This window comes from Ensifer oleiphilus (genome assembly GCF_013371465.1).
Taxonomy (GTDB): domain Bacteria; phylum Pseudomonadota; class Alphaproteobacteria; order Rhizobiales; family Rhizobiaceae; genus Ensifer; species Ensifer oleiphilus.
Map to the genome: position 1 here is coordinate 526,032 of NZ_JABWDU010000002.1, position 25,789 is coordinate 551,820.

Annotated in this window: 32 protein-coding genes; 17 read left to right on the forward strand and 15 right to left on the reverse strand. The window is 61.9% G+C overall.

The window, feature by feature from the left end; translation table 11 throughout:
- Nucleotides 1–41: 41 nt before the first annotated feature.
- Nucleotides 42–422 carry a DUF4180 domain-containing protein gene (locus HT585_RS09285; RefSeq protein ID WP_246707613.1) on the forward strand — a complete coding sequence of 127 codons (381 nt, stop codon included), beginning with the start codon at nt 42–44 and terminating at the stop codon, nt 420–422.
- 68 nt (nt 423–490) lie between these two features.
- Here HT585_RS09285 and HT585_RS09290 read toward each other — a convergent pair whose 3' ends face one another.
- From HT585_RS09290 to HT585_RS09305, 4 genes are all read right to left on the reverse strand, one after another.
- The gene (locus HT585_RS09290; protein WP_176352635.1) at nt 491–1,261 is read right to left on the reverse strand and encodes a siderophore-interacting protein; all 771 of its coding nucleotides are present in this window, start codon (nt 1,259–1,261) and stop codon (nt 491–493) included.
- A gap of 276 nt (nt 1,262–1,537) precedes the next feature.
- Nucleotides 1,538–2,767 carry an aminotransferase-like domain-containing protein gene (locus HT585_RS09295; RefSeq protein ID WP_176352636.1) on the reverse strand — a complete coding sequence of 410 codons (1,230 nt, stop codon included), beginning with the start codon at nt 2,765–2,767 and terminating at the stop codon, nt 1,538–1,540.
- A 523-nt stretch (nt 2,768–3,290) separates the two neighbouring features.
- Nucleotides 3,291–3,923 (reverse strand): glutathione S-transferase family protein, encoded by a 633-nt coding sequence (locus HT585_RS09300; RefSeq protein WP_176352637.1) that lies wholly within the window; start codon nt 3,921–3,923, stop codon nt 3,291–3,293.
- Between the two features lie 45 nt (nt 3,924–3,968).
- Complete coding sequence (locus HT585_RS09305) at nt 3,969–4,256, reverse strand: putative quinol monooxygenase (protein ID WP_176352638.1); 288 nt, start codon at nt 4,254–4,256, stop codon at nt 3,969–3,971.
- Nucleotides 4,257–4,590: 334 nt separating this feature from the next.
- On the opposite strand from HT585_RS09305, the gene HT585_RS09310 reads away from it, so the two are divergent.
- Both HT585_RS09310 and HT585_RS09315 read left to right on the forward strand, forming a co-directional pair.
- Entirely contained in the window at nt 4,591–5,175 is a 585-nt protein-coding gene (locus HT585_RS09310) for a class I SAM-dependent methyltransferase (RefSeq protein WP_176353251.1), read from the forward strand.
- A 733-nt stretch (nt 5,176–5,908) separates the two neighbouring features.
- The gene (locus tag HT585_RS09315; RefSeq protein WP_176352639.1) at nt 5,909–7,447 is read left to right on the forward strand and encodes an arylsulfatase B; all 1,539 of its coding nucleotides are present in this window, start codon (nt 5,909–5,911) and stop codon (nt 7,445–7,447) included.
- A 144-nt stretch (nt 7,448–7,591) separates the two neighbouring features.
- On the opposite strand, the gene HT585_RS09320 is transcribed toward HT585_RS09315, so the two are convergent.
- From HT585_RS09320 to HT585_RS09340, 5 genes are all read right to left on the reverse strand, one after another.
- Complete coding sequence (locus HT585_RS09320) at nt 7,592–7,990, reverse strand: hypothetical protein (RefSeq protein ID WP_176352640.1); 399 nt, start codon at nt 7,988–7,990, stop codon at nt 7,592–7,594.
- A 113-nt stretch (nt 7,991–8,103) separates the two neighbouring features.
- The gene (locus HT585_RS09325) at nt 8,104–8,418 is read right to left on the reverse strand and encodes a hypothetical protein (RefSeq protein ID WP_343213951.1); all 315 of its coding nucleotides are present in this window, start codon (nt 8,416–8,418) and stop codon (nt 8,104–8,106) included.
- 189 nt (nt 8,419–8,607) lie between these two features.
- A complete protein-coding gene (locus HT585_RS09330) occupies nt 8,608–9,267 on the reverse strand; it encodes a L,D-transpeptidase (protein ID WP_425513734.1) in 660 nt (219 codons plus the stop codon).
- A gap of 32 nt (nt 9,268–9,299) precedes the next feature.
- Nucleotides 9,300–10,253 (reverse strand): glycine betaine ABC transporter substrate-binding protein, encoded by a 954-nt coding sequence (locus HT585_RS09335; protein WP_176352642.1) that lies wholly within the window; start codon nt 10,251–10,253, stop codon nt 9,300–9,302.
- 288 nt (nt 10,254–10,541) lie between these two features.
- Nucleotides 10,542–11,066, reverse strand: coding sequence for a metal-dependent hydrolase (locus HT585_RS09340; RefSeq protein WP_176352643.1), 525 nt, complete (start codon nt 11,064–11,066; stop codon nt 10,542–10,544).
- 77 nt (nt 11,067–11,143) lie between these two features.
- On the opposite strand from HT585_RS09340, the gene HT585_RS09345 reads away from it, so the two are divergent.
- The 6 genes from HT585_RS09345 (at nt 11,144) to HT585_RS09370 (ending at nt 13,331) form a co-directional block, all read left to right on the forward strand.
- The gene (locus HT585_RS09345) at nt 11,144–11,515 is read left to right on the forward strand and encodes a cold shock domain-containing protein (protein ID WP_176352644.1); all 372 of its coding nucleotides are present in this window, start codon (nt 11,144–11,146) and stop codon (nt 11,513–11,515) included.
- A gap of 70 nt (nt 11,516–11,585) precedes the next feature.
- Nucleotides 11,586–11,873: a hypothetical protein gene (locus HT585_RS09350; protein ID WP_176352645.1), complete on the forward strand. Its 288-nt coding sequence runs from the start codon at nt 11,586–11,588 to the stop codon at nt 11,871–11,873.
- Between the two features lie 13 nt (nt 11,874–11,886).
- Nucleotides 11,887–12,102 (forward strand): hypothetical protein, encoded by a 216-nt coding sequence (locus HT585_RS09355; protein ID WP_176352646.1) that lies wholly within the window; start codon nt 11,887–11,889, stop codon nt 12,100–12,102.
- A 3-nt stretch (nt 12,103–12,105) separates the two neighbouring features.
- Complete coding sequence (locus HT585_RS09360) at nt 12,106–12,420, forward strand: hypothetical protein (protein WP_176352209.1); 315 nt, start codon at nt 12,106–12,108, stop codon at nt 12,418–12,420.
- Nucleotides 12,421–12,441: 21 nt separating this feature from the next.
- Complete coding sequence (locus tag HT585_RS09365; RefSeq protein ID WP_176352647.1) at nt 12,442–12,675, forward strand: hypothetical protein; 234 nt, start codon at nt 12,442–12,444, stop codon at nt 12,673–12,675.
- 257 nt (nt 12,676–12,932) lie between these two features.
- On the forward strand, nt 12,933–13,331 hold the full coding sequence (locus HT585_RS09370; RefSeq protein ID WP_176352648.1) for a hypothetical protein: 399 nt from the start codon (nt 12,933–12,935) through the stop codon (nt 13,329–13,331).
- A 144-nt stretch (nt 13,332–13,475) separates the two neighbouring features.
- Here HT585_RS09370 and HT585_RS09375 read toward each other — a convergent pair whose 3' ends face one another.
- Nucleotides 13,476–13,685 carry a cold-shock protein gene (locus HT585_RS09375; RefSeq protein ID WP_025427573.1) on the reverse strand — a complete coding sequence of 70 codons (210 nt, stop codon included), beginning with the start codon at nt 13,683–13,685 and terminating at the stop codon, nt 13,476–13,478.
- Nucleotides 13,686–14,120: 435 nt separating this feature from the next.
- On the opposite strand from HT585_RS09375, the gene blaOXA reads away from it, so the two are divergent.
- Nucleotides 14,121–14,927, forward strand: coding sequence for a class D beta-lactamase (gene blaOXA, locus HT585_RS09380; protein ID WP_176352649.1), 807 nt, complete (start codon nt 14,121–14,123; stop codon nt 14,925–14,927).
- A gap of 2 nt (nt 14,928–14,929) precedes the next feature.
- Here the strand turns inward: blaOXA and HT585_RS09385 are convergent, their stop codons facing one another.
- Nucleotides 14,930–15,226, reverse strand: coding sequence for a hypothetical protein (locus tag HT585_RS09385; protein WP_210270364.1), 297 nt, complete (start codon nt 15,224–15,226; stop codon nt 14,930–14,932).
- A gap of 392 nt (nt 15,227–15,618) precedes the next feature.
- Nucleotides 15,619–15,975: a winged helix-turn-helix transcriptional regulator gene (locus HT585_RS09390; protein ID WP_343213952.1), complete on the reverse strand. Its 357-nt coding sequence runs from the start codon at nt 15,973–15,975 to the stop codon at nt 15,619–15,621.
- A gap of 159 nt (nt 15,976–16,134) precedes the next feature.
- Here HT585_RS09390 and HT585_RS09395 point away from each other — a divergent pair, with 159 nt between their 5' ends.
- Nucleotides 16,135–17,016: an NAD(P)-dependent oxidoreductase gene (locus HT585_RS09395; protein ID WP_176352650.1), complete on the forward strand. Its 882-nt coding sequence runs from the start codon at nt 16,135–16,137 to the stop codon at nt 17,014–17,016.
- Nucleotides 17,017–17,090: 74 nt separating this feature from the next.
- Here the strand turns inward: HT585_RS09395 and HT585_RS09400 are convergent, their stop codons facing one another.
- The 3 genes from HT585_RS09400 to HT585_RS09410 form a co-directional block, all read right to left on the reverse strand.
- Complete coding sequence (locus HT585_RS09400; RefSeq protein ID WP_176352651.1) at nt 17,091–17,417, reverse strand: hypothetical protein; 327 nt, start codon at nt 17,415–17,417, stop codon at nt 17,091–17,093.
- 245 nt (nt 17,418–17,662) lie between these two features.
- Complete coding sequence (locus HT585_RS09405) at nt 17,663–18,721, reverse strand: MBL fold metallo-hydrolase (protein WP_176352652.1); 1,059 nt, start codon at nt 18,719–18,721, stop codon at nt 17,663–17,665.
- A gap of 247 nt (nt 18,722–18,968) precedes the next feature.
- A complete protein-coding gene (locus HT585_RS09410; protein ID WP_173420465.1) occupies nt 18,969–19,628 on the reverse strand; it encodes a peroxiredoxin in 660 nt (219 codons plus the stop codon).
- A 372-nt stretch (nt 19,629–20,000) separates the two neighbouring features.
- Between HT585_RS09410 and HT585_RS09415 the strand changes: the two genes are divergently transcribed.
- From HT585_RS09415 to HT585_RS09440, 6 genes are all read left to right on the forward strand, one after another.
- The gene (locus HT585_RS09415; RefSeq protein ID WP_176352653.1) at nt 20,001–21,803 is read left to right on the forward strand and encodes an adenylate/guanylate cyclase domain-containing protein; all 1,803 of its coding nucleotides are present in this window, start codon (nt 20,001–20,003) and stop codon (nt 21,801–21,803) included.
- A gap of 527 nt (nt 21,804–22,330) precedes the next feature.
- The gene (locus tag HT585_RS09420) at nt 22,331–22,633 is read left to right on the forward strand and encodes a hypothetical protein (protein ID WP_176352654.1); all 303 of its coding nucleotides are present in this window, start codon (nt 22,331–22,333) and stop codon (nt 22,631–22,633) included.
- Nucleotides 22,634–22,726: 93 nt separating this feature from the next.
- On the forward strand, nt 22,727–23,896 hold the full coding sequence (locus HT585_RS09425; protein ID WP_246707614.1) for a beta-keto acid cleavage family enzyme: 1,170 nt from the start codon (nt 22,727–22,729) through the stop codon (nt 23,894–23,896).
- 87 nt (nt 23,897–23,983) lie between these two features.
- Nucleotides 23,984–24,373: a VOC family protein gene (locus tag HT585_RS09430; protein ID WP_176352655.1), complete on the forward strand. Its 390-nt coding sequence runs from the start codon at nt 23,984–23,986 to the stop codon at nt 24,371–24,373.
- Nucleotides 24,374–24,378: 5 nt separating this feature from the next.
- Nucleotides 24,379–25,119, forward strand: a complete 741-nt coding sequence (locus HT585_RS09435; RefSeq protein ID WP_343213967.1) for a carboxymuconolactone decarboxylase family protein — start codon at nt 24,379–24,381, stop codon at nt 25,117–25,119.
- A 14-nt stretch (nt 25,120–25,133) separates the two neighbouring features.
- Nucleotides 25,134–25,730, forward strand: coding sequence for a hypothetical protein (locus HT585_RS09440; protein ID WP_176352657.1), 597 nt, complete (start codon nt 25,134–25,136; stop codon nt 25,728–25,730).
- Nucleotides 25,731–25,789: the final 59 nt, after the last annotated feature.

Here is a 25,789-nt window from a genome sequence, read left to right on the forward strand (position 1 = left end):
CGGGCAATGATGAATTCTTGCAACCTGCAGACCCCCGCGCTATGCCCGATACCATGGAACAGCTCATCGAAATCGGATCCACGCGCATCCTGCAATGCGCCGATGAAGGCGCGCCGCTTCAGGTGCCAGCGGACGCCAACGATTTTCTTGGTGATGCGTGGAGCCACGGCGCCGAGCTTCTGGCGATCCCGGTCGCGCGCCTCGGTCCGGATTTTCTCGATCTCAGCACCCGCGTCGCCGGCGAGGTTTTCCAGAAGTTCGTCAACTACCGCATGAAATGCGCCATCATCGGCGACATCTCGACCGCGCTCGAAGGCAGCAAGGCGCTGCGCGACTTTGTGCGAGAAACCAACAAGGGCAATTCCATATGGTTCGTCCGGGATTTCGACGAACTTCGCCTCAGGCTCGCAAGCGCCACCTGATCGCGACGGCCGCCGGCAATGGCGGTGGCGCGCCCTGCGGAACGCCGGCCACCATGCCGCTACACCGGCTATTCGAACTTCTCGGTGCTGTCAGCCTTGCCCTTCACCCAATATCCCGATGCCTTGATCCAGGAGAGCGGATAGCCGCGTTCCTCGGTCAGATGCGCGCGGATCGCCCGCGTCACCGTGGCTTCGGCCGCAACCCAGATGAAGGTGTTCGACTCGATGGCAACCGAGCGCAGGACCGCCAGAAGCGCCGAAGCGTCGGTTGCCTGATGCAGCGGGCGATAGGCCCAGTGGCATGTGAGCTCTGCCGTCGTATCGAACACCTGGTGCTCGGCGGCGTCGGCGATCGCGGCAATGCTGGTGATGCGGGCGCCGGCGGCTGCCTCCTCGATCCGTCGGCCGATCGCCGGCAGTGCCGTTTCGTCGCCGATCAGGAGCCAGCGCTCGACATTGGAAATGACGGCCGAACCGCGGGGCCCGCCAATGGTCAAGGCGTCGCCCGGGCGGGCATTCATCGCCCATTGGGTGATGGGTCCGGCCTCGTGCAGGGCGAAATCGATCACCAGCGTGCGCGCGGCAGTGTCGAAGCGGCGCGGCGTATAGTCCCGCCGTTCCTCGGTGCCGTCGGCCGCCGGCACGATGATCTTGACGTGATCATCGGCTCCAAGGCTGACGAAGTCGGCAAGGTCCTCGCCCGAGAGCGTGATGCGCAGCATGCCGGGCGTAATCCGCTCGGCGTCGGTAACAACAAGCGAACGCCGCTTGAGATCGTGGCGCACGCGCTCGATCTTCGGGGCCGTTGCATTGTGAGAAGAGGTTTGGGTCGTATCCATCGGTATCCTTTGGGGGCTCGCAAATCTCGATCCGCAGGACACAGTCGCGCAGATCGAAGCCGCTTGAGCCGTTCGATCATACGCGTTGAGTGACGTTAACGCTTACGTGGCCGGACAGCGCCCGGCCATTTCGACCCTTGTAACGGACATGGCGCGCCGGTGCAATGCGTTCGAGAGCGCATCGTGGCTGCAACGAGCAAGCCGCAACACCGCAAAACGAAAAAGGCGCGCCCGTTTCCGCGGACGCGCCTCTCTATAAAGCCGGTGGAGTAGCGATCAGGCCGCCAGTGCCGCCGCTTCCCCGCGCACGAGATCGCCGAGACGGCGAATGCCCTCTTCGATCATCTTGTCGTTGGCGCAGGAGAACGAGAGACGCAGCGTGTTTTCGCCCGAACCATCGGCAAAGAAGGCGCGGCCGGGCACGAAGGCGACCTTGGCTGTCTCCAGCGATTTCGCCAGAAGTGCGGTGCCGTCCATGCCCTTGGGCAGCGTCACCCAGACGAACATGCCGCCTTCGGGCTTGGTCCAGGTCACGCCTGCGGGCATGTACTTCTCGAGGGCCGCCAGCATGGCGCTGCGGCGGTGCTTGTAGACCCTGTGGATCTTGGCGACCTGGGCATCGAAGCCGCGCTCGGCAACCGTGCAGATCGCCATCTGGTTGATGGTCGAGGAATGCAGGTCGGCCGCCTGCTTGAGGAGAACGAGCTTGCGGATCACCGTTTCCGAGGCGCAGACCCAGCCAACGCGCAGGCCCGGCGCCAGCGTCTTGGAGAACGAACCGCAATAGACGGTGCGCGTATGGTTGATGTCGCCCTTGCGGGCGATTTCCAAGGCCAGGATCGGCGGGATCGCCTCGCCGTCGTAGCGCAGCGACTGGTAGGCCGCGTCTTCGATGACGGCGATATCGAGCTCTTCGGCGAGATCCAGCACGCGCTCGCGCCCTGCCAAGTCCACCGTCTCGCCCGTCGGGTTGGAGAAGTCGGCCGAGAGATAGGCAAACTTGACGCGGCCGCCAGCGGCTTTTGCAGCCTCGGCATAGGCAGCCGGCGTACGGTTGCCACCGGGGTTCAGCTGGTCGTAGTGCGGCTCATAGGCGTTGAATGCCTGCAGCGCGCCGAGATAGGTCGGCCAGGTCACAAGCGCCGTGTCGTTGGGCGAAAGGAACAGCTTGCCGATATAGTCGAGACCCTGCTGCGAACCGGAGGTGATGAAGATGTTGTCGACACCGGCTGGAATGCCGATCTTTTCCATCTGCTTGGCAAGCCACTCGCGCAGCGGCTTGTAGCCTTCGCTGACCGAATACTGCAAGGCGGCGCTCACGGCCGGGCCGGAGAAGATCTCCGCATAGGCGTCCTTGAACTCCACGTCGGGAAACAGCTCGGGATCGGGAATGCCGCCGGCAAACGAGATGATGTCGGGGCGGTCGAGCAGTTTCAACAGTTCGCGGATTTCCGAGGCGCGCATCCGGCTGGAGCGCGTCGCGAATATATGGTCCCAGTCGAGCATTGGGTCGTTTCCTCAAGGATTTTTGCAGCGGACAGCGTCTTCGGCGCTCGCGTTCCGCATTCAATGTCTTTGTCCTTCGACAGGATCACGGCGGCTAATTTATGTCAATGTTGTTGACCTAAATCACGCCATTTTCTGAACCGTGCCGTCCCTCACCCGGCGTCAGCCAAGCGACGTTGCGTCAACCTCGTACGGCCGGTCGCATCCGGACGGATCCGCGCCGTCCGGCGGACCGGCGTAACCGTTACGTGCTTGTCCATCGCCAAAACAGAGCGCAGGCTCTGGCGCCGACCACGTCGGTCAGAGCGGCGCCGGCAAGCGCCCATCCTCATGATCATGGGCCACGATATCGGCTGGCTCCAACCCGAGCATCCACCACCGCGGCATGATGGGCTATCGCACGCCCAACATCGACCGCATCGGCAACGAGGGCGCGAAGTTCACGGATTGGCACGGTGAGAAGCGCTGCACCGGGACCAGGCCTCGGCAAGCCTGGGCCGCGTGCCCTTTCGAACGCCGCTGATCATTCGGTGGCCTCCAGGCTTGCAAGTGCGTCGGCGATCCGCGGTGGTGCCTTTGGGCGCGCATACATCCGCTCGAGATAGGCCTTGAGATTGGGGCAACCGTCGATCAGCCCGACCTCGTTGGCCCAGTCGATCACATAGGCGGTGACGCAATCGGCAACGCTGATGCGGTCGCCGACGATGAATGTGCGTCCGTCCATGTGGCGCTCGAGCACCGTAGCCATCGCCGCGAAGTCCTCCCTGGCAAGAGGGATATCCTCGGGCAGGCGCTTGTCTTCGGGGTAGAGAAAGCTGTGCTTGGAGATCCGCCACAGCGGCTGCTCCAGTTCGGTGACGGCAAACAGCGACCAGCGATAGGCCTGCGCTCGCTCGGACAGATCGGCCGGCATCAACCCCCGGGTGCCGTATTTTTCGGCCAGATAGAACACGATCGCGGCCGATTCCGTCAGCACCAGATCTCCGTCGACCAAGACGGGAACCTTGCCTGCGGGATTGAGACGCAGGAAATCGGGGTGACGGTTTTCGCCACCCAGCAGGTTGACGGGCACGAACTCGAAGTCCGCATCCAGTTCCTGAAGTGCCCAGAGCGCGCGAAGCGAGCGTGTCGGACCCAGTCCATAGAGTTTCATCATCTCGGCGTTCCTCCGTTTCAATACGATTGCAGCGTCGATCCGTGATCAGAACGGCGGCCCCGAATGACTGATCTCATGCTTGCGGACATTCCCTGCATCGAATTTTACACCAGTTTTCGGCGGCTTCGCGATCTTTCGCCAAGCCTTGAGGGCGGCTTCGGATTCCCAAAGCTCCATCATGTTGACACGCGCTGGATCGACGGGGTCCTCGCTGATCGACAGGTCGAGGCAGCCTGGATGAGCACGCGCACGCCTGATCAGATCAGCAAAGGCATCGACGAACGCCTTACGCCGCGCGGCCGGGACGTTGTAATGGCCTGCAATAACCAGCATGATTCGTCTCCCATCCAATCGTCTGGTCCTGTTCCAAGGACGTAGAAGAGAGCCCGGATCCGACAGAAAACCGCAGAAACGTCGACCGCCCCGGCGGCTTCGCTCGCCCGAATGCAGCGAGCGCGGCGGGGGTATCGCACGGCAAAAGGCAGCCATTCGGCAGAAGATTGACTGCGCGCAACATTGGCGCAATCCCATCGCCGCATGTCAGCCACTTCGCAGTGCATTTCCACGAAACGTCCGACGTGGCTGTTCATGATGAAACGCTTGGAAATGAAGCGATGAAGCGCACACGCAAGGGGAATACCAAGTGACGACGACCGGCAACGACACCATGGCCTTTTACCGCGACAATGCCGAGACCTATGCAGCGCGCGACCGGCAACCGCCGACCGAACGCCTCGCCGCCTTCATCGCCCGACTGGCACCTGGCGCCGCCGTGCTCGATCTCGGCTGCGGCGGCGGCCAGGACAGCCTGCATCTCATCGAGGCCGGGCTTGACGTCACGCCCTGCGACGGGTCCGCGGAACTGGCGCGCGCCGCAGAACAACGGACCGGCCGCAAGGTCGAGGTCGTCGCCTTCCAGGAGATAGAGTGGAACCAGAGGTTCGACGCCATCTGGGCGGAGGCCTCGCTTCTGCATGTGCCGCGGCCCGAATTGCCCGATGTGCTGGTGCGCGTTCTGAGGTCGTTACGCCCGGGCGGCCTGATCCAGGCAAGCTTCAAGGCCGGAGAACGCGAAGGCCACGACCGCTTCGGCCGCTACTTCAACTATCCCTCGGCCGCCTGGCTGCAGACCTGCTTCGACTGGGCGGGTTGGTCCGATATCATCATCGAAGAGGCCAACGGCAGCGGCTACGACAACGAGCCGACCCGCTGGCTGCATGTGACCGCCACGACTGGCCGGCCTTCTCCCTGAAAGGCGCCCCTCATTCCTCGTCCTCTCCGCTCAGCCGACCTGCGTGTAGAGGCGTCTGCCTGCTGCTGAACGAAGACGGGAAACCAACATCTCCCGAAACGGCCGCAACCACCGGTCGAAAGCGCCGCACTGCAACAGCGCAGTCGGCGCAGGCCGGCAAGCCGCTAAGGTCGGCTACCCGACGCGATCAAGGCGCGCGCCACAAGCCGGAACCTGTTTCAGGCCTCGCGACTAAAGTAACTCAGGATCAAAAGCGTGCAGATCGCACCAATGATCAAGGCGTCGAAAAGTGCAAAGTGCTCCAGAATGTTTGGCATTGCACGTCCTCCTTCCCACTAAACCTATGAGAGCACAAAACAACATGAATTGAAAGATCAATACAGACAGCAATACAAGACGCAGTTCTTGCATCGCAGCATTTCTATTTGGCGGCGCACAATATTGTTTTGTCGACAGGCGGCACAAAGCGGCTTTTGGCAAAGCCGGCCCACCCGTTGGATCGGTTCGGCGATTGCCGCGTAATCAATTGATTTTCATAGGTATTCCATTGCGCTCCGGATGCAGCGCCAGGAAAGATCTCTCGCCATTGACTTTTGTCGTGTCGCTCGCGTCGGCATGCGACCTCCTTTCGGCATTCACGTCAGCGTCGATTGACGGCGTTACCGGAAGATGTAGAAATTAGACCGACCTAATAAAAGCTCGTGCCCTGCCGGCAGAATTACGGGGGATGGCAATGTCTCTATCCGATAGGCGGCACGCAGATGCCCCGGCTGCCCTTGGCGCCGCCACGCCCGGCACAACCGACGCTCACAAGACCAGGAAAGGCCTGACGCGACGCGAGACGCTGTTGAGCGGCGCAGCGATCGCCATTGCCGCGACCGTGCCGGCAAGCCTTGCCACCCTCTCCGCCCCCGGGCAGGCCCTCGCGAATGGCATGACGCCGCCGAACATCGTTTACATCATCGCCGACGACCTCGGCTGGGCCGATGTCGGTTTCCATGGTTCAGACATCCAGACGCCCAACCTCGACAAGCTCGCCGAGACGGGCGCACGGTTCGAAGAATTCTATACCCAACCCATGTGCACGCCGACACGCGCCGCCTTTCTCACCGGCCGCTACCCCTTGCGCTATGGCCTGCAGACCGGCGTGATACCATCACCAGGCTCCTACGGGCTGGCGCTCGACGAGGTTCTTCTGCCAGAGGTCATGAAGGATGCCGGCTACAAGACCGCACTCGTCGGCAAGTGGCACCTCGGCCATGCCAAGGTGGATTACTGGCCGAAGCAGCGAGGTTTCGACAGCTTTTACGGCGCCCTGGTCGGTGAGATCGACCACTTCAAGCATTCCTCGCACGGCGTGAAGGACTGGTATCGGGATAATGCTCCGTTAGAGGAAACCGGTTTTGACAACAGCCTTTTCGGCGACGAGGCCGCGCGTGTCGTCGAACGGCACGATCCCGCCTCACCCCTTTTCCTCTACCTCGCCTTCACCGCCCCGCATACGCCGTTTCAGGCGCCCGAGGACTATCTTGACCGCTACAAGCACATTGCCGACGAAAATCGCCGCGCCTATGCGGCAATGATCTCCGTTCTCGACGACGGTATCGGCAAGGTCGTCGCGGCGCTGGAAAAGCGCGGCATGCGCGACAACACGCTGATCGTCTTCCACAGCGACAACGGCGGCGTCAGAAGCTCGCTCTTTGCCGGCGATAGCAAGGTCGGCGGCGGGTTGCCGGCGGATAACGGTCCCTACCGTGACGGCAAAGGCACGCTCTACGAAGGGGGCACCCGCGTCGCGGCCCTTGCCAATTGGCCGGGCAGGATCAAGCCGGGGAAGGTCGCGGGCATGGTCCATGTCGTCGACATGTTCCCGACGCTTGTCGCCATCGCCGGCGCCGCGCTTGGCAAGAACAAGCCACTCGACGGCATGAACCTGTGGCCAGCGCTCAGCGAAGGCCAACCCTCGCCGCGCAAGGAACTCGTCTACAACGTCGATCCGCTGGCGGGCGCGGTCCGCAAGGACAATTGGAAACTCGTCTGGAAGGCGTCTCTGCCGCCGAAACTCGAACTCTTCGACCTTTCAGCCGACCCATCCGAGGCGATCGATCTTGCCGCGAAGGATACCGACAAGGTGCGCGAACTCCAAGATTGGATTACCAGACTCGCCGGCGAAATGGCACCGCCTCTCCTTATCCTTGACGCCGTACGGCTGACCTTCCAGGCACCGCCGGTGACCGCCGATCCCTCGGCGCTGTTCAATCTCGGTGACTGACCAGGCTCGGCCGCATCCAAAGACAGCGCCTCCCCCTGCCTGCCAAACCTGTGAGAGCATGTTTTGGTGCCGAAGATCAGGCATCGGAAAAGGCTATACTTCGCCGAACGTCAAAAACGTCGCGTTCAACCTGCAGATGCCGGACTATTCATGCCACGGATCGCCCGGCCTCTGGAATCCGTCCGCGAATGCGTAGCCGCACCGTATTCGGGCGCTCAAGGTGGAACTGTCAATCCAGGCCTGGATTTCGCCTGTCATGGGACCAAGGAAGACGACTTCCGAAAGGGCGGCGACCTCGTGCAACGCGGACATTTCGGGCCAACCCATGGCGATATCGTGATGACCGATCCAGGCGGCGGGGTTGCTGTAGTTGATGACTCCACGTGCCGTACCCTCCGACGCGTTTACGAAAAACCTGTAGGAAAGGACGCCGGGATCGCCTTCGGCTTTCACCCTCCTCGCCAGTGCGTTGATGGCTCTCACAAAGTGATCGGGCGGAGCTTTCAACTCATACAAGTTCAGGATGGTGAGGCGTTCCTTCATCACGATTGCCTCTCGATTCCGAGATCAGAATACCCGCTTCGCAGGCAATGCGGCATCGGCCCCGCGGCAATGCCTGCTCCCGTTGGCGAAGGTCTTTCTCAGTGCCGTGTCAGTCAGGCGGCCGGCTGGACCGACTTCACGCTTCCGTTGCTGTCGACGATGCAGTTGAACTTGCGGCCGCCGGCATCGAGATCGACGCTGTAGGAGGCTGCATCCAGCTGGCGCGAGCTTGTCGGCAGAACCTTGCTGCTGTCGACCTGGGCGGTGCCCGCGGCCGCATTGGCGCAGATCAGTTGCAGGTCGGCCGGTGCCGTCTGCAGGCTCGTGCGCGCCATTTCCTCTGGCTTCGGTGGCGACGACGACTGGCAGCCACCGAGAAAGGCAAGGCCGATGCCCGCCGCCAAAATCCAGCTTTTTGAACCCATCATCCCCTCGATCACCAAAAATCCTCCCCTTCCAGATTCTGTGGCTTGCTGCCCAACCTGCCCTTGTCCCAAAGGCCGGCTGAGACCAGACACCTGTCGCAACGCAATGTCCTGAACAGTCCGGTTTTCATGAAGGCTGCGAGACGCACCTGCCCGGCATGCCGTCCGGTCCGCTGCCGCCTGCTTGCGGCTTCAAACCCCCTTGTAGAGCGCAGCCCCCTGCATCAGCACGATCACCTTTGCGCCCACCGCGACCCGCGAATGCAGGTCGGTGACGTCGTCATTGTTCATGCGGATGCAGCCGGACGACACGTCGAGACCGATCGTCCAGGGCTCCACGGTGCCGTGAATGCGGTAGATCGTGTCCTGGTCGCCCTCATAGAGGTAGAGAGCGCGCGCGCCGAGCGGGTTGTCGGGACCACCGGGCATGCCGGCTGCCCATTTCGCAGCGTTCGGATCGCGGGCCACCATTTCGGCCGGCGGCGTCCAGGTCGGCCACTCTGCCGTGCGGCCGACGCGCACAATGCCGGCCCAGCCGAAGCCCTCGCGCCCCACGCCGATGCCGTAACGGATCGCCTGCCCGCCAGGCTGGACGAGGTAGAGAAAGTGCTGGTTGCCGTCGATGATGATCGTGCCCGGCTTTTCCGCCGTGCGGAACGGTACCACCTGCCGGCGAAAGGCCTCGGGCAGCTGGTTGTTGCGGGCAAAATACTGCCGGGCTTTCTTCTTGTCGTAATTGACCCATTTCTTGGTTCTGGCGTCGTAGATCTGGGTCTGCGCCAGCGCTGCCGGCGGCCCGAAGCACAGGCCCGCGGCCAGCATAACCAGCCCGAGCTTGCGCGTCCGCGTCATGAAGGAGGAGGCGTTTCGATCCGCTGTCGTCTTCATGGTTTCGCCCACCCGTCGATGCGTGCCGCGTTATCGTCAACCCATTTCTTTGCGTAGTCGGCCGGCGCCTGACGCTCGACCTCCAGCGCGTAGCTCATCTTCGTCACTTCCTCCGGCGAGAAATCGACCTGATCCAAGAACTTGGCGATCTCAGGATGTTTCTTGCCGAAGCCCGTGGCGTAGGCGATCTGGAAATGCGCCGCGTCCCAGGAGGTCGCAGCCGTGGATTTGCTGATCCATAGGGGATCGTCGGCGCCGACGATCTTCCACTTGGCCGGATCGTGCGGCGGCTCCTCGATGCGGGCGATCTTGTGCAGCTCGAAGACGTGGTGCGGCGCATAGCAATAAAACACCATCGGCCGCGCCGTCGCGATCGCCGCGTCGACACCCGCCATCGCCACCTCTTCCTCCGCCTCGTACAGCGTCAGGTTGGCGCCATAGCCATAGCTGTTGGCCCGGGTCCGCTCGATGCCGGTCGAAAGCCAGGTCGGCGCGCCGATCCACAGCTCGCCCTTGCCGTCGCCGTCGGTGTCGAGGATCTTGGTCTTCTCGGGGTCGCTGAGATCGGCGATCGTCTTGATCGTCGCGCCCGCTTCGGGCGTGGCGCAGAGCCCCTGCCAGGCCGGCACGCTACGCGCGCTCAGCGTTGCGACACCCTTGTCGGTCACATATTTCTTGACGATGTCGCCGAAATTCGGCTGCCAGACTTCGGGCTGGATATCGACGTCGCCGGTCTCGAAACCGACAAAGGCGTTGAGCGTGCCCAACTCCTTCACCTCGGCATCAAGGCCGAACTTCTTGGCGATACTGACCTTGAGAATGTTGGCCGTCGCCTGGCCGGACGGCCAGTTGGGCATGGCGATCACCAGATCCGCCGCCGCAACGGGAGCAGCCGACCCCAGCAGCAGCCCCAGGCAGGCCGACATGCAGAACTCTCTACGTCTCTTCACAGTCCCCTCCGAGCAGCTTGACCGATCGACTTGAATGACTTGCGAATGCGCATGAAATGCTGTGCGGGTGGCGGGCGGTGCCCGCACCCCGTGGAATGCAACTGTTCCCGTGGACGGGCCGCTTTCCGGCCCCGGCAGCGTTTTCCGCCGCCCTGTCTTCTTTGGCCGGCAGGATGCCTACAGGATCGGCGTCCGTCAACGCCCGGCTACACCGGACGTTGAAAGGATGGCAGTTTTTTCGATCAGCCGGCAGTTGTCCCCAGAAGCGGCAAGGTCTGGCCGCGCCGGCTATCTCGCCGCCGCCGCAGCCAACCTGCGCCCGCGCCAAAGCCGCCAATCGCGTGTGGCGACAACGGCTGCCGAAAGCACGATCAGAAGCTCAGCCACAAAGGTCCAATGGAAAATGAAATTGAGATACCAGGGCTTGTAGAGGGCCTGAACGTGCACGAGGTTAAAGCGCAGATCCGAAAACGGATAGAGCCAGCGGATATCGGCGGCAATCGAATCCATCAGCAGATGCAGCATCACATTCGCCAGGCCCACGCCGACGAGAATAAGCTGACTGCGCCTGCCGCTCAGCGTCAGGACCAGCGCCAGACAGGCCGCAAGTACAAGCCAGAACAAGGGCGTATGCGTCCAATAGTCATGATGCGGCGTTCGCCGGCCATCGACCAGATAAAAGTAGGCCAGATCGAAATCCGGCAGGACCGAGCAGATCATCCCGGTAGCAAGGATTGCGCCGGATTGCCCCGGCCTGCCGCGTGAGATGAAGCGGCTGAGCAGATAGCCAGCTGGCAGATGAGCAATGAACACGAGCGATTCCCCGATGCATGACGCGAGACACGTATGAAGTGAACACATGCAACACTTCAACTAAATTGGTCAAATGCGTGGCGACCTTGCATAAGGCGCAATTAGAGCTCACAGTGTTTCATCGACATTGGCCAGCTTGGCTTTTCGCGGCGTCAGAGGCTTTCGACCCGCCATTTTCCCCATTTTCGAGCGTTGAAGTGTGCGCGCCGCGCATGCTCGGCATTCCTCGAACGCCGTGTGCTGACATGATCATAGGCACGATCATGCGTTTCGACTTCAACCGCGGTTACGGCTTTGTCCAGCCGGAAGACGGTGGTCGCGCAGTCTATGTCGACGCGCGGGCGCTTTATAAATCTGGCATCAAATCGATCTTTCCGGGCCAGACTTTCCGCTTCGAAATCTGGAAAGACGAAAAGGGGCGCATCGCCGCCCGCAACCTACGGCTATGACGCGGTCGACAATGGATCCGACCGCCATGGCCGCAACGCCGAGCACGTTCCGGCGTCGGAAGGAGACGTCATGTTCAGCCGAACCAAGCACCGCACCGTCCACTTCAGCGAACCCTTCCAATTGCCCGAAATCGAAGGAACGCTCGCGGCCGGAGACTATGAGGTGGATGAGGACGAGGAACTGATCGAAGGCATATCGTGGCTCGCCTATCACCGCGTCGCGACCTTTATCAAGGTGCCGGCGACGACGGACAATCAGCAGCGCATGCGCATGGTCGCGATCGCGCCGGATGAGCTCGATCGCATCATCGCGGTCGACCGCGCCAAGCATGCCTTCGCCCCGCCACCCAAGCCCTGAAGGACAAGAAGCCATGCCCGCACATCGCTTCACCGTCGGGTTGTCGGTCCGCCTCAGGGATCGCAGCCATATCGCGCCCAATGCAGCGGAAACCTACCGCATCACCGCCATCATGCCCGTTCGCGACAGCCAGCCCCAATACCGCATCCGCAACGACGAGCTTGGCCAGGACCGCGTCAGCAAAGAGGAAAACCTCGAACCGATCGAATGGGGCATGCCCCGGCACTAAGGCATGTCGCGCAAAAGTGTGCAGCGGTTTTGCGACAACGACATGCGTAAAAGCAAGAACTTGAAGCGCAGCAAGCGGATCCTCGAGATCACGGTGCGCTGTAGCAAAGGAAGCGTCATGACCTACTACGGAAAACTGAAGCAGTTGCTCCAATGGAGGGGTGCACCGGCCATGGCCGTCACCACCAAACCGGTCACGCGAAAGACATCTGCCCGAAAGCCGAAATCCCTGTCGGACGGCGAGCAGAAAGGTGTCAACGAAAGCGCCGTCAAATTACGGCGCGGCCGCGAGACCCTGGAGCGACATCGTCTTTTATGACCGGAAACAACAGGATTTGACATGAGCAAGAGCCATGAACAGCAAAAACACACGCTTTTGGGCTGGCAGGCCCAAGGCGGTCCACCGCGTCTAAGCGTTGATCTCTACCAGTTCGGCCGACGCATCGAAGCGGACGGATCCTGGACGATCTATCACGTCTTCACGGGCACGCCGGCGCATATCGGCTCCTGGACCATGACCGGTCTCAACCGCCGCAACGCGGAAAAGGCTCTGACGATCCTGAACACGCATTGAGCCGCAATCCACCAGGCCGAAGCAGGCCGCAATCTGACCTGCAGCGCCGCGCGTCTTTTCAGACGCGCGAAAGTCGCTGTGCGACGTTTAACCGCTGTAAGATCCTGGCCGGAAGTCGGATACGCCCTCAGGAAACAGGCATTCGCATCGACGCCTCTCGAAATCCAGCCCGCCACCCAGGTTACGCCGGCCCTCCCCCTTGGGCTACACGGTCCAGCGCCGGCATTTTCGAGCCATCCAGCAAACGGAGAAGATCCATGCGTCGCGTTCTATGGGCCTTCGCCCTGGTGCTGGCCGGCACGGCACCAGCCCTTGCCGCCTGCAACGACGATCTGCTGACAATCTCGATGTGGTCGATAAAACCGGTCGACAGCCATATGAACGAGCTGTCCTTTACCGTTCGTTCCAGCGCCGGAAAAGGCATTCGCATGCTCGATGCGCAACTGGGCTTTACCGACGCGCTGGGCGCCACGATCGGCCCGCTGGAAATCGACAGGGACATCACCATTCCCGCCGGCGGCACCTTTACCGGCAAACGCGTCTGGGGGCCCTTCACGATCGAGCGGCTGCTGAAGGTCAATGCCGACGACATCACCGCCTACACCTGCGTGCGCGCGGTCATTTACGACGACGGCTCGAAAGAGACATTCGAATAGAGTCTTTCCGGGAAAAGCGCGCAGCGCTTCGAAGTCCGGAAGCGCGCAAAGAAAAAGGCCGGGAAATCCCGACCTTCTCAATATCGTCTCAATGGCCGATGCCAGTACATCCGTGGTCAAAGACCAGAGACGAAATATCGGTGATTACGCAGCAGACAGGTTGTCGGCAGCGCTCTTGCCCGAACGTGCATCGCGGACGATGTCGAAACGGACCTTCTGGCCTTCGACGAGCGAGCTCATGCCAGCGCGTTCAACAGCAGAAGCGTGTACGAAAACGTCGGTTGCGCCGTCATCAGGAGCGATGAAGCCAAAACCCTTGGTGGTGTTGAAGAACTTTACGGTTCCAGTATTCATAAGAATTTCCTTTCAATCAAAAAGTTCGCCGCCCGGATCTTCACCGGACACGGCAGTAAGATCGATTTTGATAGGAAAGGTCAGCTTGAACGCCGGTCGGCGAGAAAACAAAGCTCAGCAAGCAAGATCGATGTCGGTTCCTTTACAGGCACATTGTGTTCTTAGCAAGGAGCTATATCGACTATGGAAATACGTTCGCCGCATGTGGAGAATTTCGAAGGCATAATTCGCGTCCGGCCCATTCGCGATGACGGCGCCTGCGTCGGCTGCCCGCGCAACGATGGCCGGCACGTCGCGCGTTGCAGCAGATCCCTCTGGCCCCGTTGCTATCAAGGCCAAATTTTTCTCATGCCTCGCCCCAAAAATCGCCCTTTGCCGCTGCGGCGGATCCGCTGCTATCTGCCGGCCGAAACTGCAACGCAAAGGAAAACACCCATGAACCTTCGCATCATTGCCGCCGGCATGCTGCTTTCGGGATCCACGGCCGCAACGGCCGTGGCCGGTACGATCTGCACGCTGATCACCGATGCGGGCGGCGAAGGCACCGTGCTGCAAGAGGGCGATTGCGACAGCCGCGTCACCCCCGCATCGACATTCAAGGTGGCGCTCAGCCTGATGGGCTATGACAGCGGCTATCTCAAGGACGAGCACGAGCCGACGCTTGCCTTCCGCAAGGGCTATGTGGATTGGGGCGGCGACAACTGGAAACAGCCGACCGATGCAACTCGCTGGATGAAGTATTCCGTCGTCTGGTTTTCCCAGCAGATGACCAAGTCGCTCGGTGAGAAGACGTTGCACGACTACGCCACCAAATTCGGCTACGGCAACGCCGACTTTTCCGGTGACCCCGGCAAGGACAACGGGCTTGAGCGCGCCTGGATCGCCTCGTCGCTGAAGATCTCGCCGCGCGAGCAGGTTGCCTTCCTGAAGAAGCTCGTCAACGGCCGGCTTCCCGTCAGCGCCCACGCCACGGACATGACCCTGAAAGTGGTGGAAGAGCGTCAGATCCCCGGCGGCTGGACCGTGCATGGCAAGACCGGCGCCGCCTTCCCGCGCCGGGCCGACGGCAGCTTCGACCAGGCGCGCGGCTGGGGCTGGTTCGTCGGCTGGGCGCAGAAGGAAGACCGGACCTTGGTCTTTGCCCGCCTGATCCAGGACGAAAGGACCGAGCCCGGCACCCCTGGCGTGCGCGCCCGCGATGCATTCCTTGGCGAGCTTCCGGCACTGCTTGCCGGAAGATAGACTTACTTGACGGTGCAGATGCCGTTGGCGCCGCCCTTGCCGGTATAGGAAACTGAAGGCGAGCCATCCGGGTTGATGCTGAGCGAAATCGTCACGCCGCCGCCCTTGGCCTCGAAATAGTTGTCGTTGAACTTCTTCAACTTGCCTTCCTTGCCGTTGATGTAGATCGGCCCGCCTTCATCGGCGTGAACCTCGATCTTGCCTGGGCAGGTGGCATTGACCAACGGAATGCCGGCCACGGCTTCGCCAGCCAGAGCCAGTGCTGCCATTGCGACAGCAACGCGCAGACATGTTTTCATGACACTCTCCTTGTGAACGGACATCGACAGAGCAGGGTCAGAGACCACGCGGCCGGATGGTGACAGGATCGGGATCGGTGTCAAGCGAGCGCAGGCCGGCCGGCGGGTGTTGGGATAGTTTGGCCCGGACGAGAAAAGACCCGCCGCGGTCAGCACGCGGCGGGTCTTGGCAGATGCGGATCACCAACGGGGAGGCTCGCTGGGATCACGTGAACCACCTGACTGGGAGGCTATCAGATGGTTCGCATTGCTCTTGGCAAAGGTCATTGCCTTGCATGTGATGGATACTAGCCCAGGTCCGAGGCGACAGGTGTTCCCAAGGTAACAACCCGCGAATGACATCGCAGGCGGCGGGTGGCGCTCCCTATTCCCGCGCGCCGAAAGGGCGAACCTCAAGCCACCACGGCATCGGGGGCGACGGCCGACGAGCGGTCGGCAGTCCGCTCGGCCGCCTCCCCCCATCGGCACAAGGCGGCGGCGGCCACATTCAGCGCCGCGCCGCGCTCCGTCAGCGAATAGACGACCTTGGCGGGCTGCCCGGCATGGACAGTGCGGTCGACCAGCCCATCCGCCTCCAGTTCGCGCAGCTGCTGAGCCAGCATCTTTTCGCTGACCGCCGGAATGGACCGGCGAAGGCGGCCGAACCGCCGCGCCGCTCGCCCGAGCTCGCAGAGAATATCGACCTTCCACTTGCCCTCGATCGCCTTGAGGGCTGTGGCAAAGCCGCAATTTTCCATCGTCGGGTTCACGATATTCTCCTTTTCCCCAAAACACTTAGCGCCTGAGTAAACACTTACCCAGGCGTAACCACTTACCGCCCGGTGCGTATTGTGCGCTCCGGGCGCCACCATACCTCTGGCCCGCGACCGCATCGAAGTGCGTCGCGCCAACGGATATGGAGATTTGCAATGAAGCCTTCAATCAGTGTCTTGGGAACGGGTCGCATGGGATCGGCGCTTGCGCGTGCCCTGCTGCAGGCCGGGTATCGCACCACGGTCTGGAACAGGACGACGGCGAAAGCCGAGCCGCTCGCCGCACTCGGCGCCACCGTCGCGCCATCCGTGCGGCAAGCGATCGACGCGGCCGAGATCATCATCATCAATGTCAGCGATTATGGCGCGACGTCGGCCCTGCTGCGCTCGGGCGACGTCGCACCCGGTTTGCGCGGCAAGCTGATCGTCGAGCTGACGTCCGGGACGCCTGAGGGAGCGCGCGAGACGAGCCGATGGGCGGAAGCTCAAGGTGCTCGATACATCGATGGCGCAATCCTTGCGACGCCCGATTTCATCGGTACCGACGCCGGCACGATCCTGCTGTCGGGCGCGCCCGACCCCTTCAGCGAGAACGCGGATGTCTTTCGCGCACTCGGCGGCAATGTCCAGCACATCGGCACCGAGCCGGGGCTCGCCAACGCGCTCGACAGCGCCGTGCTGGCGCTGATGTGGGGCGCGCTCTTCGGCGGGTTGCACGCGATTGCCGTGTGCCGGGCCGAAGGCATCGACCTTGGCGAGCTTGGCCGGCAATGGACGGCGACTGCCCCCGTCATCGAAGGACTGGTCGCCGACCTGATCAAGCGCACCCAAGCCGGGCGGTTTGAAAGCGACGCCGAAACGCTGTCGTCGATCTCGCCTCACTACGGCGCCTTCCACCATCTCAAGGATCTGATGTCGGCGCGGGCGATCGACCGGACCGTCGTCGATGGTTACGACGCAATCTTCCGGCGGGCCATTGCAGCCGGCCATCTGCATGACGACTTTGCAGCCCTCTCCCAATTCACGGGAGAGACGTAACGCTCGCTTCGACGGAGCCTCCAGAGCATTTCGGTCTGGCAAGGGCTCCGTCGGTCGCGAGCCGCGGGCAGCACCTAGCGCGCGGTCGCAACCGCCTCCGACACGATGCCTTTCGACACCACGCAGCGCCAAGGCACGTTCTTCGTACCGACGCCGACCATCACCACAGTGCTCGCCCCCGATGGTTGCGAACTCAGCATCGTGACCGTGCTTTTCGCCTGCCGGCCGACCATGGCCAGGCATGCCATCTCGTCGGTCTTGTCACCTGCCCCGGCCGCGTCGGTGCTGGCCTGCGCGGCCACCGGTTCCGGCGCCGGCTGTTCGAGCGCCTCCGTCTTGGAGCAGGCGGCGAGCCCACCTGCGACGAGCGCCACGGAAATAATCGTCAAAACCTTTTGCATCGTGCCATTGTCCTCCTGTTTGGCGCGAAGCCGAAACCTGGAGCAACGCCACGTCGACCCCGCTCCTACGGTCAGGGACGGCACGCCAAAACGAGAAGCAGCCGCCGCATCGCCCCCTCAGGTCGATCCGTCGGTCTTGCCGCCAAGTTCGTCTGTTGCCCCGCCCCTTCCGGCTCCTGCACGACGTCTTAAATCGCTTCCCATTCAAGGAAAAGGTTACGCAGCAAGTTTGACGCGTTTGCGCGTCACGTTTGACGCTCGGTGTCGTGGCGCACCAGCGGCCCGTTTGCCTTTTTCCAGGCATCGATGCCGCCTTCGATGTGGCAGGCGCTGATCAGTCCGGCGGCTTGCGCCGCCTCGACCGCCATCGCCGAGCGTTCGCCGAAGGCGCAGTAGAAAACGATACGCTTGCCGGTCGCGAGCGCCAGCTCGTGCAGCATGCCGCCGATGCCGATGTTTTCCCGCAGCTCCGGATAGGGCGCGTGCAGCGCACCGGGAATGGCGCCATGTTTTTCGCGTTCCGCCTTTTCGCGCAGGTCCACGATCGCCACATCCGCACGCCCGCTCAGCGCCATGGCTTCGACCGCCGAAACCGCCCAGCCCTTGGCGGCGATCTCGTCCTGGTGCAGACCGACATGGATGTTGGCCGGCACCGCCACATCCATCATCTTCGGGTTCGGCAGGTTGAGATTGTTCATCAGGTCGACATATTCGTCGACCGATCCGACCTTCAGGCGCGGATTGAAGCGCCTTTCCTCGCCGATTGTCGAGACCGTGTCGCCCTTGTAGTCGTGCGCCGGATAGACCAGCGTGTCGTCGGGCAGCTTCAACAGCTTGTTGAAGATCGAATCATATTGCTGGCGCGGATCGCCGTTCTGGAAATCCGTGCGGCCGGTGCCGCGGATCAGCAATGTGTCGCCGGTAAACACGCGCCCGCCGGTCAGGAACGAATAGCTGTCGTCCGTGTGGCCGGGTGTGTAGAGCACGTCGAGGTTCAGGCCCTCGATAGAAACCCGGTCGCCCTCCGCCACCCGCATGGAAACCACATCGGCAGCGGTCTGCTCGCCCATGACGGTGATGCAGTGGGTGCGGTCGCGCAGCGCCCCGAGCCCGGTTATGTGATCGGCATGCAGATGGGTGTCCACCGCCTTGACCAGTTTCAGGTCGAGCTCGCGCACCAGCTGCAGGTAGCGGTCCACCTTTTCCAGAACCGGGTCGATGATCAGCGCCTCGCCACCCTGTCGGCTGGCAATCAGGTAGGTATAGGTGCCGGAGGTGCTGTCGAAGAGTTGACGAAAGATCATCGGCTTCTCCCTTGCCCGGACCTGCAGCATCGCGCGGGCAGTCTTCACCCGAAAGGACGCGGCAACGCTTGAAGAACGACTGCACAATCCACCCGAAACCGGCTCCGATCCAAGGCATCACGCCCGAAAGTGCGCGAGCGGTTTCGGGCATCACTCGAAATCAAGCGCCTGGAGCAGGTCGCATGAATGCGTTCCCGTGCAACCTGCGTCCGGCGGTACACAGTGTCGCGGCGAGCCGCGCCGAGGCTTACTTCGGCTGCGGCACGATCCGGATATAGGGTTTTGGCGCGCGCCAGCCTTCCGGATACTTCTGCTTGGCTTCCTCGTCGCTGACCGAGCCGGCGATGATGACGTCTTCGCCGTTCTTCCAGTTCACCGGCGTTGCCACCTTGTGCTTGGCCGTCAGCTGCAGCGAATCGATCACCCGCAGCACCTCGTCGAAGTTGCGGCCGGTCGTCATGGGATAGATGAGGATGAGCTTGACCTTCTTGTCCGGCCCGACCACGAAGACGTTGCGCACGGTCTGGTTATCGGCGGCGGTGCGTTGCGTCGGGTCGCCCGATACCGGCGCCGGCAGCATGCCGTAGAGCTTGGAAACGTTGTAGTCGACGTCGGCGATCATCGGAAAATTCGGCTCGGCCCCTTGTGTTTCCGCGATGTCGCTGACCCAGCCGGCATGGCGGTCCAGCGGATCGACGGAGAGCCCGATGATCTTGACCCCACGCCGGTCGAACTCGGGCTTGATCTTGGCCATGTAGCCGAGTTCCGTGGTGCAGACCGGCGTGAAATCCTTCGGATGCGAGAACAGGACGGCCCAGGAATCGCCGATCCAGTCGTGGAACTGGATCTTGCCTTCCGTGGTCTCTGCCTGGAAATCCGGTGCGATGTCGTTGATTGCAAGTGTCACGATAGACCCCATCATTTGAATAGGCTGACTTGCGCCATACAAGCCACGGAGTGTGCCACTTTTGATGCGATAGGCAACTTCTAAAGAAGAGGTAGACAGGACAAGCGGCCGCCCTTGCGCTGTGGTAATCTGGCGTCATATCAGTTCATGCTGATATTAGCGGATTGCGTGGAACGATGTGCGGGTCGTCCTGTGAGGAGCGGACTTCGGAGCGACGTCTTGGCATGGTCGAGGATTGCGGCGCGACCGGCGGCCAACACAAGGCCCACCCGATGGCCCGGCTGCGGTTTTCTCCTTGCCGAATACAAAACGCGGTCCGGCTCGATTGGTCGATATCAGAGAAGGTGGGCATCAGGTCGTAGCGGGGCGTCCATGAGCGATATCAGGAAGATTGCGGCCATCCTCGTCGCCGACGTTGTCGGCTACAGCCGGCTGGCCGGCGCCGACGAAGAGCGTATTCTGGCGCGGCTGCGCACGCTTCGCAGCGACCTAATCGATCCCACCATCGCCGTCTACAACGGCCGCATCGTCAAGCGCACCGGCGACGGCAGCCTGATCGAGTTTCGCAGCGTCGTCGATGCGGTGCGCTGCGCCATCGAGGTGCAGAGCGCGATGCTGGAGCGCAATGCCGGCGTGCCGGAGGATCGGCGCATCGAGTTCCGCATCGGCATTCACCTCGGCGATGTCGTCGAGGAAAGCGATGGCGACCTGATGGGCGACGGCGTCAACATCGCCTCGCGGCTGGAGGGCATCGCCCGCCCCGGCGCCATCTGCCTTTCGGAAGATGCCTACCGCCAGGTGAAGGCGCGGCTGGACCTGGTCGTGACAGACCTCGGCGCCACCCAGTTGAAGAACATCGTCGAGCCGATCCGCATCTATGCCCTGGAGATCGGCCCTGCCCACGCGGCCGATGGCCCGGCGCCGGCCCCATCGCCAGCCCCGTCGCAGGCAAGCACGCGGTCGCTGCCGCCGAGCCCATACGGCCTGCCTGAAAAACCTTCGATCGCCGTGCTCGCCTTCGACAATATGAGCGGCGATGCCGAACAGGCGTACTTTTCCGATGGGATCAGCGAGGACATCATCACCGATCTCTCCCGGCTGTCGGAGCTGCATGTCATCGCCCGCAACTCGTCCTTCGTCTACAAGAACGCGGCCGTCTCCGTGCCGGAGATCGCCAAGGCGCTCGGCGTGCGCTACGTGCTCGAAGGCAGCGTCCGCAAGGCCGGAAACCGCGTGCGCGTCACCGCGCAGCTGGTCGATGCCAATGACGGCGGCCATGTCTGGGCCAATCGCTTCGACCGAGATCTCACCGACATCTTTGCCGTTCAGGACGAACTGACGCGGGAGATCGTGACCGCGCTGAAAGTTCAGCTGACGGGCGGCGACAAAGCCCCGCTCGCCGGCGGCCGCCCCGTCGACGTCAAGGCCTACGAGCTGCTCCTGCGCGGCCGCGAGCAGGCGTCGGCGCACACGCGGCTGGCCAATGCCGCCGGGCGCAATCTCGCCGAGGCCGCCGTTGCCATCGAACCAGACTATGCCGCCGCCCATGCGCTCATCGCCTTCACCCACGTGCTGGACTACATCAACGACTGGAGCGCGGAGCCCGAGCAGTCGCTGCGCACCGGCCGCGCGCTTGCGGAACGGGCCGTCGCCATGGCACCGGACCAGCCCGAAGGCCACTGCGCGCTCAGCATCGCCTGCATGTGGATGAGAGAGCTGGACCGCGCGCAGGACGAGGCGCATCTGGGGCTGGCGCTGGCGCCCAATTCGGTGCAGCTCCACATGGCGCTCGCCCACGCGCTGATCTTCTCCGGCGACCCGAAGGCCGCACTCGCCGAACTCGACATCTCCATGCGGCTCGACCCGCTCTATCCCGAACTGCTCTTGCAGTTCCTCGCCGACGCCCACTTTTCGCTTGGCGCCTTTGACACGGCGATCCTCGCCATCGAGGCGCGACTGATGCGAAACCCACATTCCGAAACCGCCTACGCCCTGCTTGCCTCCTGCCACGGCCACCTCGGCCATTACGAACAAAGCCGCCAGGCCTGGACCCGCGCGCTGGACCTCAACCCCAACTTCTCCATCCCCCGCCGCCGCCGCATCCTGCCCTTCCGCAACCCGGAGGATTTCGAACGGCGAGTGGAGGGATTGCGCAAGGCGGGGTTAGTGGAGTGAGATTTGGGGAGGCACGGAGTCTGCCCGGCCCATCGCGTCCCTCTTCCACTCAAATACGCGGAATTGTGTAGCAAATGCGACCAGTCGGTCGTCCTGCTCGGCGTCCGCTTTGCGCCAATGGGAGACGTGTGCTCCGTGCGGAAAGGTGACTGATTTGGGGCCGACTGCCGGCCGCCCGCTGCAAGGAAATGCAACACGACAAGCGGACACATGGTCGCTCGATGGCAAGGTCTGAAATTGGCCCAGAGCGGTCGTCATGTTCGATCAGAAAACCCGACCGCCGTCGCTCATAAATCTACATTAGATCGGAAATAGCCTCTCGCGGCGTGGCCTCAACGACTGCCGTGGTGGCTGGCTTGCTGATCGACAGGCGGAAAAGTCACAACGGATCTTGCAGCGCCATCGAAGGCTTGCGCGTTCGTCAATGGACGCTACCCCCGTGTTACCTGCGTAAACTACGCAGGATCGGCGTTATCCCAAGTACACTGCTCTTCGAAAACTGCCGACCTGATAACGGAAGCGGCGCGATGTCAGAGGAAGAGCGGAGAAGAACTGGCGAAGGCGCCGCGTTGCGGCGGTTCCCTGCTGAGCGCCAGACCATCGAGAAGCTCTTAGCCGGCGACGGCGATTTTTGTGACATGTGCGAGGAGCTTGCTGAGGCGGAGTCGGCGTTGCTGGCGGCCGAAGCGCTGCCGCCGGATGTTCGCGAGGCCAGGATTGCTGAGTGGACGGCTTCGATCGACCGGCTTGTGGGCGAGATTGCAAGAGCAATGAGGGAAGCCAACGTTGTCCGGATTGGCTGGGCAGGCGATCTGAAAAACCGCAGGTGACAAAGGCGCGGATGATCGAGCAACTCAAGGGCTCATACACGTCATCGGTCGGATCAAGTGCTTCATTGCTGTAACCCAGAGGGAGGAATGCAGATGTACTATACCGACGACTCGATACTGCCTGAAAAAATGGCGCCGCTCATCGTTACGGCCGCGCCCTACGGCCCGGCATGGCTGCCGGGCGACGCTAGCGACATTCCTCTCACCTGGGACGAGCAGGTCCAGGCTGCGGTCGACTGTTACAACGCCGGCGCCACCATGCTGCACTTCCACGTTCGCAACCCGGCCACCGGCATGGGTTCAACGAACTTCGACGACTACAATTACCTGATGAAACGGGTCAAGGAAGCTGTGCCGGATATGATCATCCAGGTCGGCGGGTCGATCTCGTTCGCTCCACACACGGATGACGCCAAGGCAAAGTGGCTCGACTACGACACCCGGCATATGCTCACGGAAATAGACCCCAAGCCGGAATATGTGACGGTCACGACCGGCACCACGCTGTGGGATATCGCTTCGATGTTCTCCAAGGAGGATATCAAGGGAACGCACATGGACGATCCCAAGGTGCTTGCGGCGTGGTCCGGCATGGTGGTGGATTCGACCCCTGCCTTCTACGTCGAACATCTCAAGCGGCTTCGGAAGAATGACATCCAGCCTTACTTTGTTCCCGCCCATGTTCACCAGTGGGAGATTATCGAGCGGCTGATCCGCGCAGGTATTTATATGGGGCCGCTAAACATGGCGCTCTGCGCGTATGGCGGTGGAACGCTCGGCCGAAATCCATTCGATCTGATGCATTTTCTTGAACGTATACCGCAAGGATCGGTCAACACATTCTGGTCCAGCATGAGAGGTCTGATTTCCATCTCGGCGATGTCCCTCGTGCTCGGCCAGCACATACGAGTCGGCAACGAGGACAATCTCTGGGGCGCGGACGGCAAGCGGAAGACCACCGTGGAGCAAATTCAGGGAGTAGTGCGTCTCTGCAAGGAGTTTGGCCGCAAAGTGGCGACCGCCGAAGAGGCGCGCAAGATCATGAAGGTCGGCACCTGGTACAACAGCATCGAAGAGACGTTGCAGAACAACGGCATGCCGCCCAACCCCACTGAGTTCAATCCGGGCTTCCTCACCTGGCCGACGGACGGGAAGATCAAGCCCGCTGTCCTTGGTGGCGACTCGCATCCGATCGCAGCATGCATGATCGCACCGGAGCCGGTCCGCGCCGCGCAAGCCGCCCTGATGGCAGCGAGGAAGTAAAGCTGACAGCGGCCTATGCGCCTTATCATAGGTGGCCTGCGCTCCGGTGCGGGCTGCCAGTTTCAGGACGAACACGGGAGAGAAATCGTGGCTGGCCGGATAACGCACTTTGAAATCTATGGCGACGAACCGAGCAAGCTCGCCGCGTTCTACAACGCCCTCTTCGGTTGGGGGACTGAGCAGGTGGAAGGTTTGGACTATTGGCGCATTCACCTGGATCCGACCGACACGAGCAGCGTAGGCGGCGGCCTGACCTACCGACCCCGCTCCGATCCAAAGGGTTGGCTGCAATTCGTGGATGTCGAGTCGATCGACGGCTCGCTCGCCCTTGCCCAGCGAATGGGCGCAGAGGTGGTGAGGCCCAAGACCGCAATTCCACGAACTGCATGGGTGGCCGTTCTCGCCGATCCGTCGGGAAACATGTTCGCGGTCTGGCAGCCCGATCCGCTCGCCTTTCCTTCCCCGGAACCAGATTGAAGGATGTGGCAATGGAACAGCAAGTTAAGGATGGCGGTACGCTGGGTCCATGGGAACCCGACGCAGTCGCCCGGCTCGAGACGTGGGATGCCGCCTGGGCCGACGCATGCAAGGCGATGAGCACGAATGCCTGGGCGAACAGGATTCTTTCCCCGAGACTGGTCGAGCTGATTGCGGTCGCAATCAACGTGGCCTGCACCAACCTCAACCCGCAAGGCTCTCGCCGTCATATTCGGGCGGCCCTTGATCAGGGGGTGACGCGCGACGAGATCCTGACGATCATCAAAATGGCGTCGGTCATGTCGATTCATTCCTGCAGCCTTGGAGCACCGATCCTGCTTGAGGAAGCCAAATCGTCGGAGACGACCGCGGCGTCACGTGCTTCGGCGGCCACGCCCGCCTGCGACAGGATGAAGGAGATCGGCCAGTGGAACGAAGCCTGGAACCCCTTCTTCGAACTCGATCCAAAGTGGACCGATCAGTTCATGGCAGCGGGCGCCGGGATTTACGGCAGCGGCATATTCACGCCGAAGGAAACGGAACTCATCAGCATCGCCTTCGATGCATCCTTCACGCACATGTACGCGCCCGGCACTCGCCGCCATATCCGGGCGGCACTGCAGCTTGGGGCGACGGTCGAGGAAATCATGGAGGTCCTGAAGCTTTGCGTGGCGCAGGGCGTGCAGGCCTGCAACCTCGCGGTTCCAATTCTTGCCGAGGAACTAGCGGATCGTCCGTTTAAATAAACCGGGACCGAGTGATGACGAAGGTCGACCCTGAACTGCCGGATGGAGGCAGCACAACGAACCAAGACGTTTCGCCTGCGCATAGCGCGAGGCAACTGCGCAACCGAGCCGTCGCAGAAGCGAAGCACTTCCTGGTGCTGTTTCTTTATCTCTGGGTCCTGTTCGGCCTCTTTGTTCTAAACGAGCGGATCATCCTCCACCAGCACAAGATCGACTTTGTGTCCCATGGCTTTGCGGTGTTCAATGCCTTTATACTCGCCAAGGTCATGTTGCTCATTGAAGATATGAACTTGGGGCGATGGCTGGACAATCGACCATTGATCTACCCGATCCTGTACAATTCCCTCATTTTTTCGACCTTGTTCATCCTGTTCCACGTTGTCGAGGAGAAAGTTGTGAGCATCGCCTGGGGCGAGGCGGCTTCCGCGAGAATCCCCAATATAGGCGGCGGCGGAATTGCTGGAATCGTATGTGTCTCCGTAATTCTTTTCTTCAGCCTCATCCCCTTCTTCGCATTCAGAAATCTGGCACGCGCGCTCGGTTTGGAGCGCCTGAATTCGATGCTGTTCGGTGCGGACGTCGAGTGGCGCATTTGGCGGTCTCGACCATGAAATCAAGATCAACCGAAACTCCTCGTCATATGGGGAAGGGTTCGTTCTTTTGGGCGCAG

Bases quoted from the DNA above. Each gene is read 5' to 3' on its own strand.
- HT585_RS09440 (WP_176352657.1), top strand. From the start codon at position 25,134: ATGACGAAGGTCGACCCTGAACTGCCGGATGGAGGCAGCACAACGAAC.
- HT585_RS09415 (WP_176352653.1), top strand. From the start codon at position 20,001: ATGAGCGATATCAGGAAGATTGCGGCCATCCTCGTCGCCGACGTTGTC.
- HT585_RS09285 (WP_246707613.1), top strand. From the start codon at position 42: ATGCCCGATACCATGGAACAGCTCATCGAAATCGGATCCACGCGCATC.
- HT585_RS09355 (WP_176352646.1), top strand. From the start codon at position 11,887: ATGCCCGCACATCGCTTCACCGTCGGGTTGTCGGTCCGCCTCAGGGAT.
- HT585_RS09325 (WP_343213951.1), bottom strand. From the start codon at position 8,418: ATGATGGGTTCAAAAAGCTGGATTTTGGCGGCGGGCATCGGCCTTGCC.
- blaOXA (WP_176352649.1), top strand. From the start codon at position 14,121: ATGAACCTTCGCATCATTGCCGCCGGCATGCTGCTTTCGGGATCCACG.
- HT585_RS09315 (WP_176352639.1), top strand. From the start codon at position 5,909: ATGTCTCTATCCGATAGGCGGCACGCAGATGCCCCGGCTGCCCTTGGC.
- HT585_RS09305 (WP_176352638.1), bottom strand. From the start codon at position 4,256: ATGCTGGTTATTGCAGGCCATTACAACGTCCCGGCCGCGCGGCGTAAG.
- HT585_RS09420 (WP_176352654.1), top strand. From the start codon at position 22,331: ATGTCAGAGGAAGAGCGGAGAAGAACTGGCGAAGGCGCCGCGTTGCGG.
- HT585_RS09385 (WP_210270364.1), bottom strand. From the start codon at position 15,226: ATGAAAACATGTCTGCGCGTTGCTGTCGCAATGGCAGCACTGGCTCTG.
- HT585_RS09365 (WP_176352647.1), top strand. From the start codon at position 12,442: ATGAGCAAGAGCCATGAACAGCAAAAACACACGCTTTTGGGCTGGCAG.
- HT585_RS09310 (WP_176353251.1), top strand. From the start codon at position 4,591: ATGGCCTTTTACCGCGACAATGCCGAGACCTATGCAGCGCGCGACCGG.
- HT585_RS09330 (WP_425513734.1), bottom strand. From the start codon at position 9,267: ATGACGCGGACGCGCAAGCTCGGGCTGGTTATGCTGGCCGCGGGCCTG.
- HT585_RS09370 (WP_176352648.1), top strand. From the start codon at position 12,933: ATGCGTCGCGTTCTATGGGCCTTCGCCCTGGTGCTGGCCGGCACGGCA.
- HT585_RS09360 (WP_176352209.1), top strand. From the start codon at position 12,106: ATGTCGCGCAAAAGTGTGCAGCGGTTTTGCGACAACGACATGCGTAAA.
- HT585_RS09300 (WP_176352637.1), bottom strand. From the start codon at position 3,923: ATGATGAAACTCTATGGACTGGGTCCGACACGCTCGCTTCGCGCGCTC.
- HT585_RS09400 (WP_176352651.1), bottom strand. From the start codon at position 17,417: ATGCAAAAGGTTTTGACGATTATTTCCGTGGCGCTCGTCGCAGGTGGG.
- HT585_RS09425 (WP_246707614.1), top strand. From the start codon at position 22,727: ATGTACTATACCGACGACTCGATACTGCCTGAAAAAATGGCGCCGCTC.
- HT585_RS09295 (WP_176352636.1), bottom strand. From the start codon at position 2,767: ATGCTCGACTGGGACCATATATTCGCGACGCGCTCCAGCCGGATGCGC.
- HT585_RS09320 (WP_176352640.1), bottom strand. From the start codon at position 7,990: ATGAAGGAACGCCTCACCATCCTGAACTTGTATGAGTTGAAAGCTCCG.
- HT585_RS09395 (WP_176352650.1), top strand. From the start codon at position 16,135: ATGAAGCCTTCAATCAGTGTCTTGGGAACGGGTCGCATGGGATCGGCG.
- HT585_RS09350 (WP_176352645.1), top strand. From the start codon at position 11,586: ATGTTCAGCCGAACCAAGCACCGCACCGTCCACTTCAGCGAACCCTTC.
- HT585_RS09375 (WP_025427573.1), bottom strand. From the start codon at position 13,685: ATGAATACTGGAACCGTAAAGTTCTTCAACACCACCAAGGGTTTTGGC.
- HT585_RS09405 (WP_176352652.1), bottom strand. From the start codon at position 18,721: ATGATCTTTCGTCAACTCTTCGACAGCACCTCCGGCACCTATACCTAC.
- HT585_RS09290 (WP_176352635.1), bottom strand. From the start codon at position 1,261: ATGGATACGACCCAAACCTCTTCTCACAATGCAACGGCCCCGAAGATC.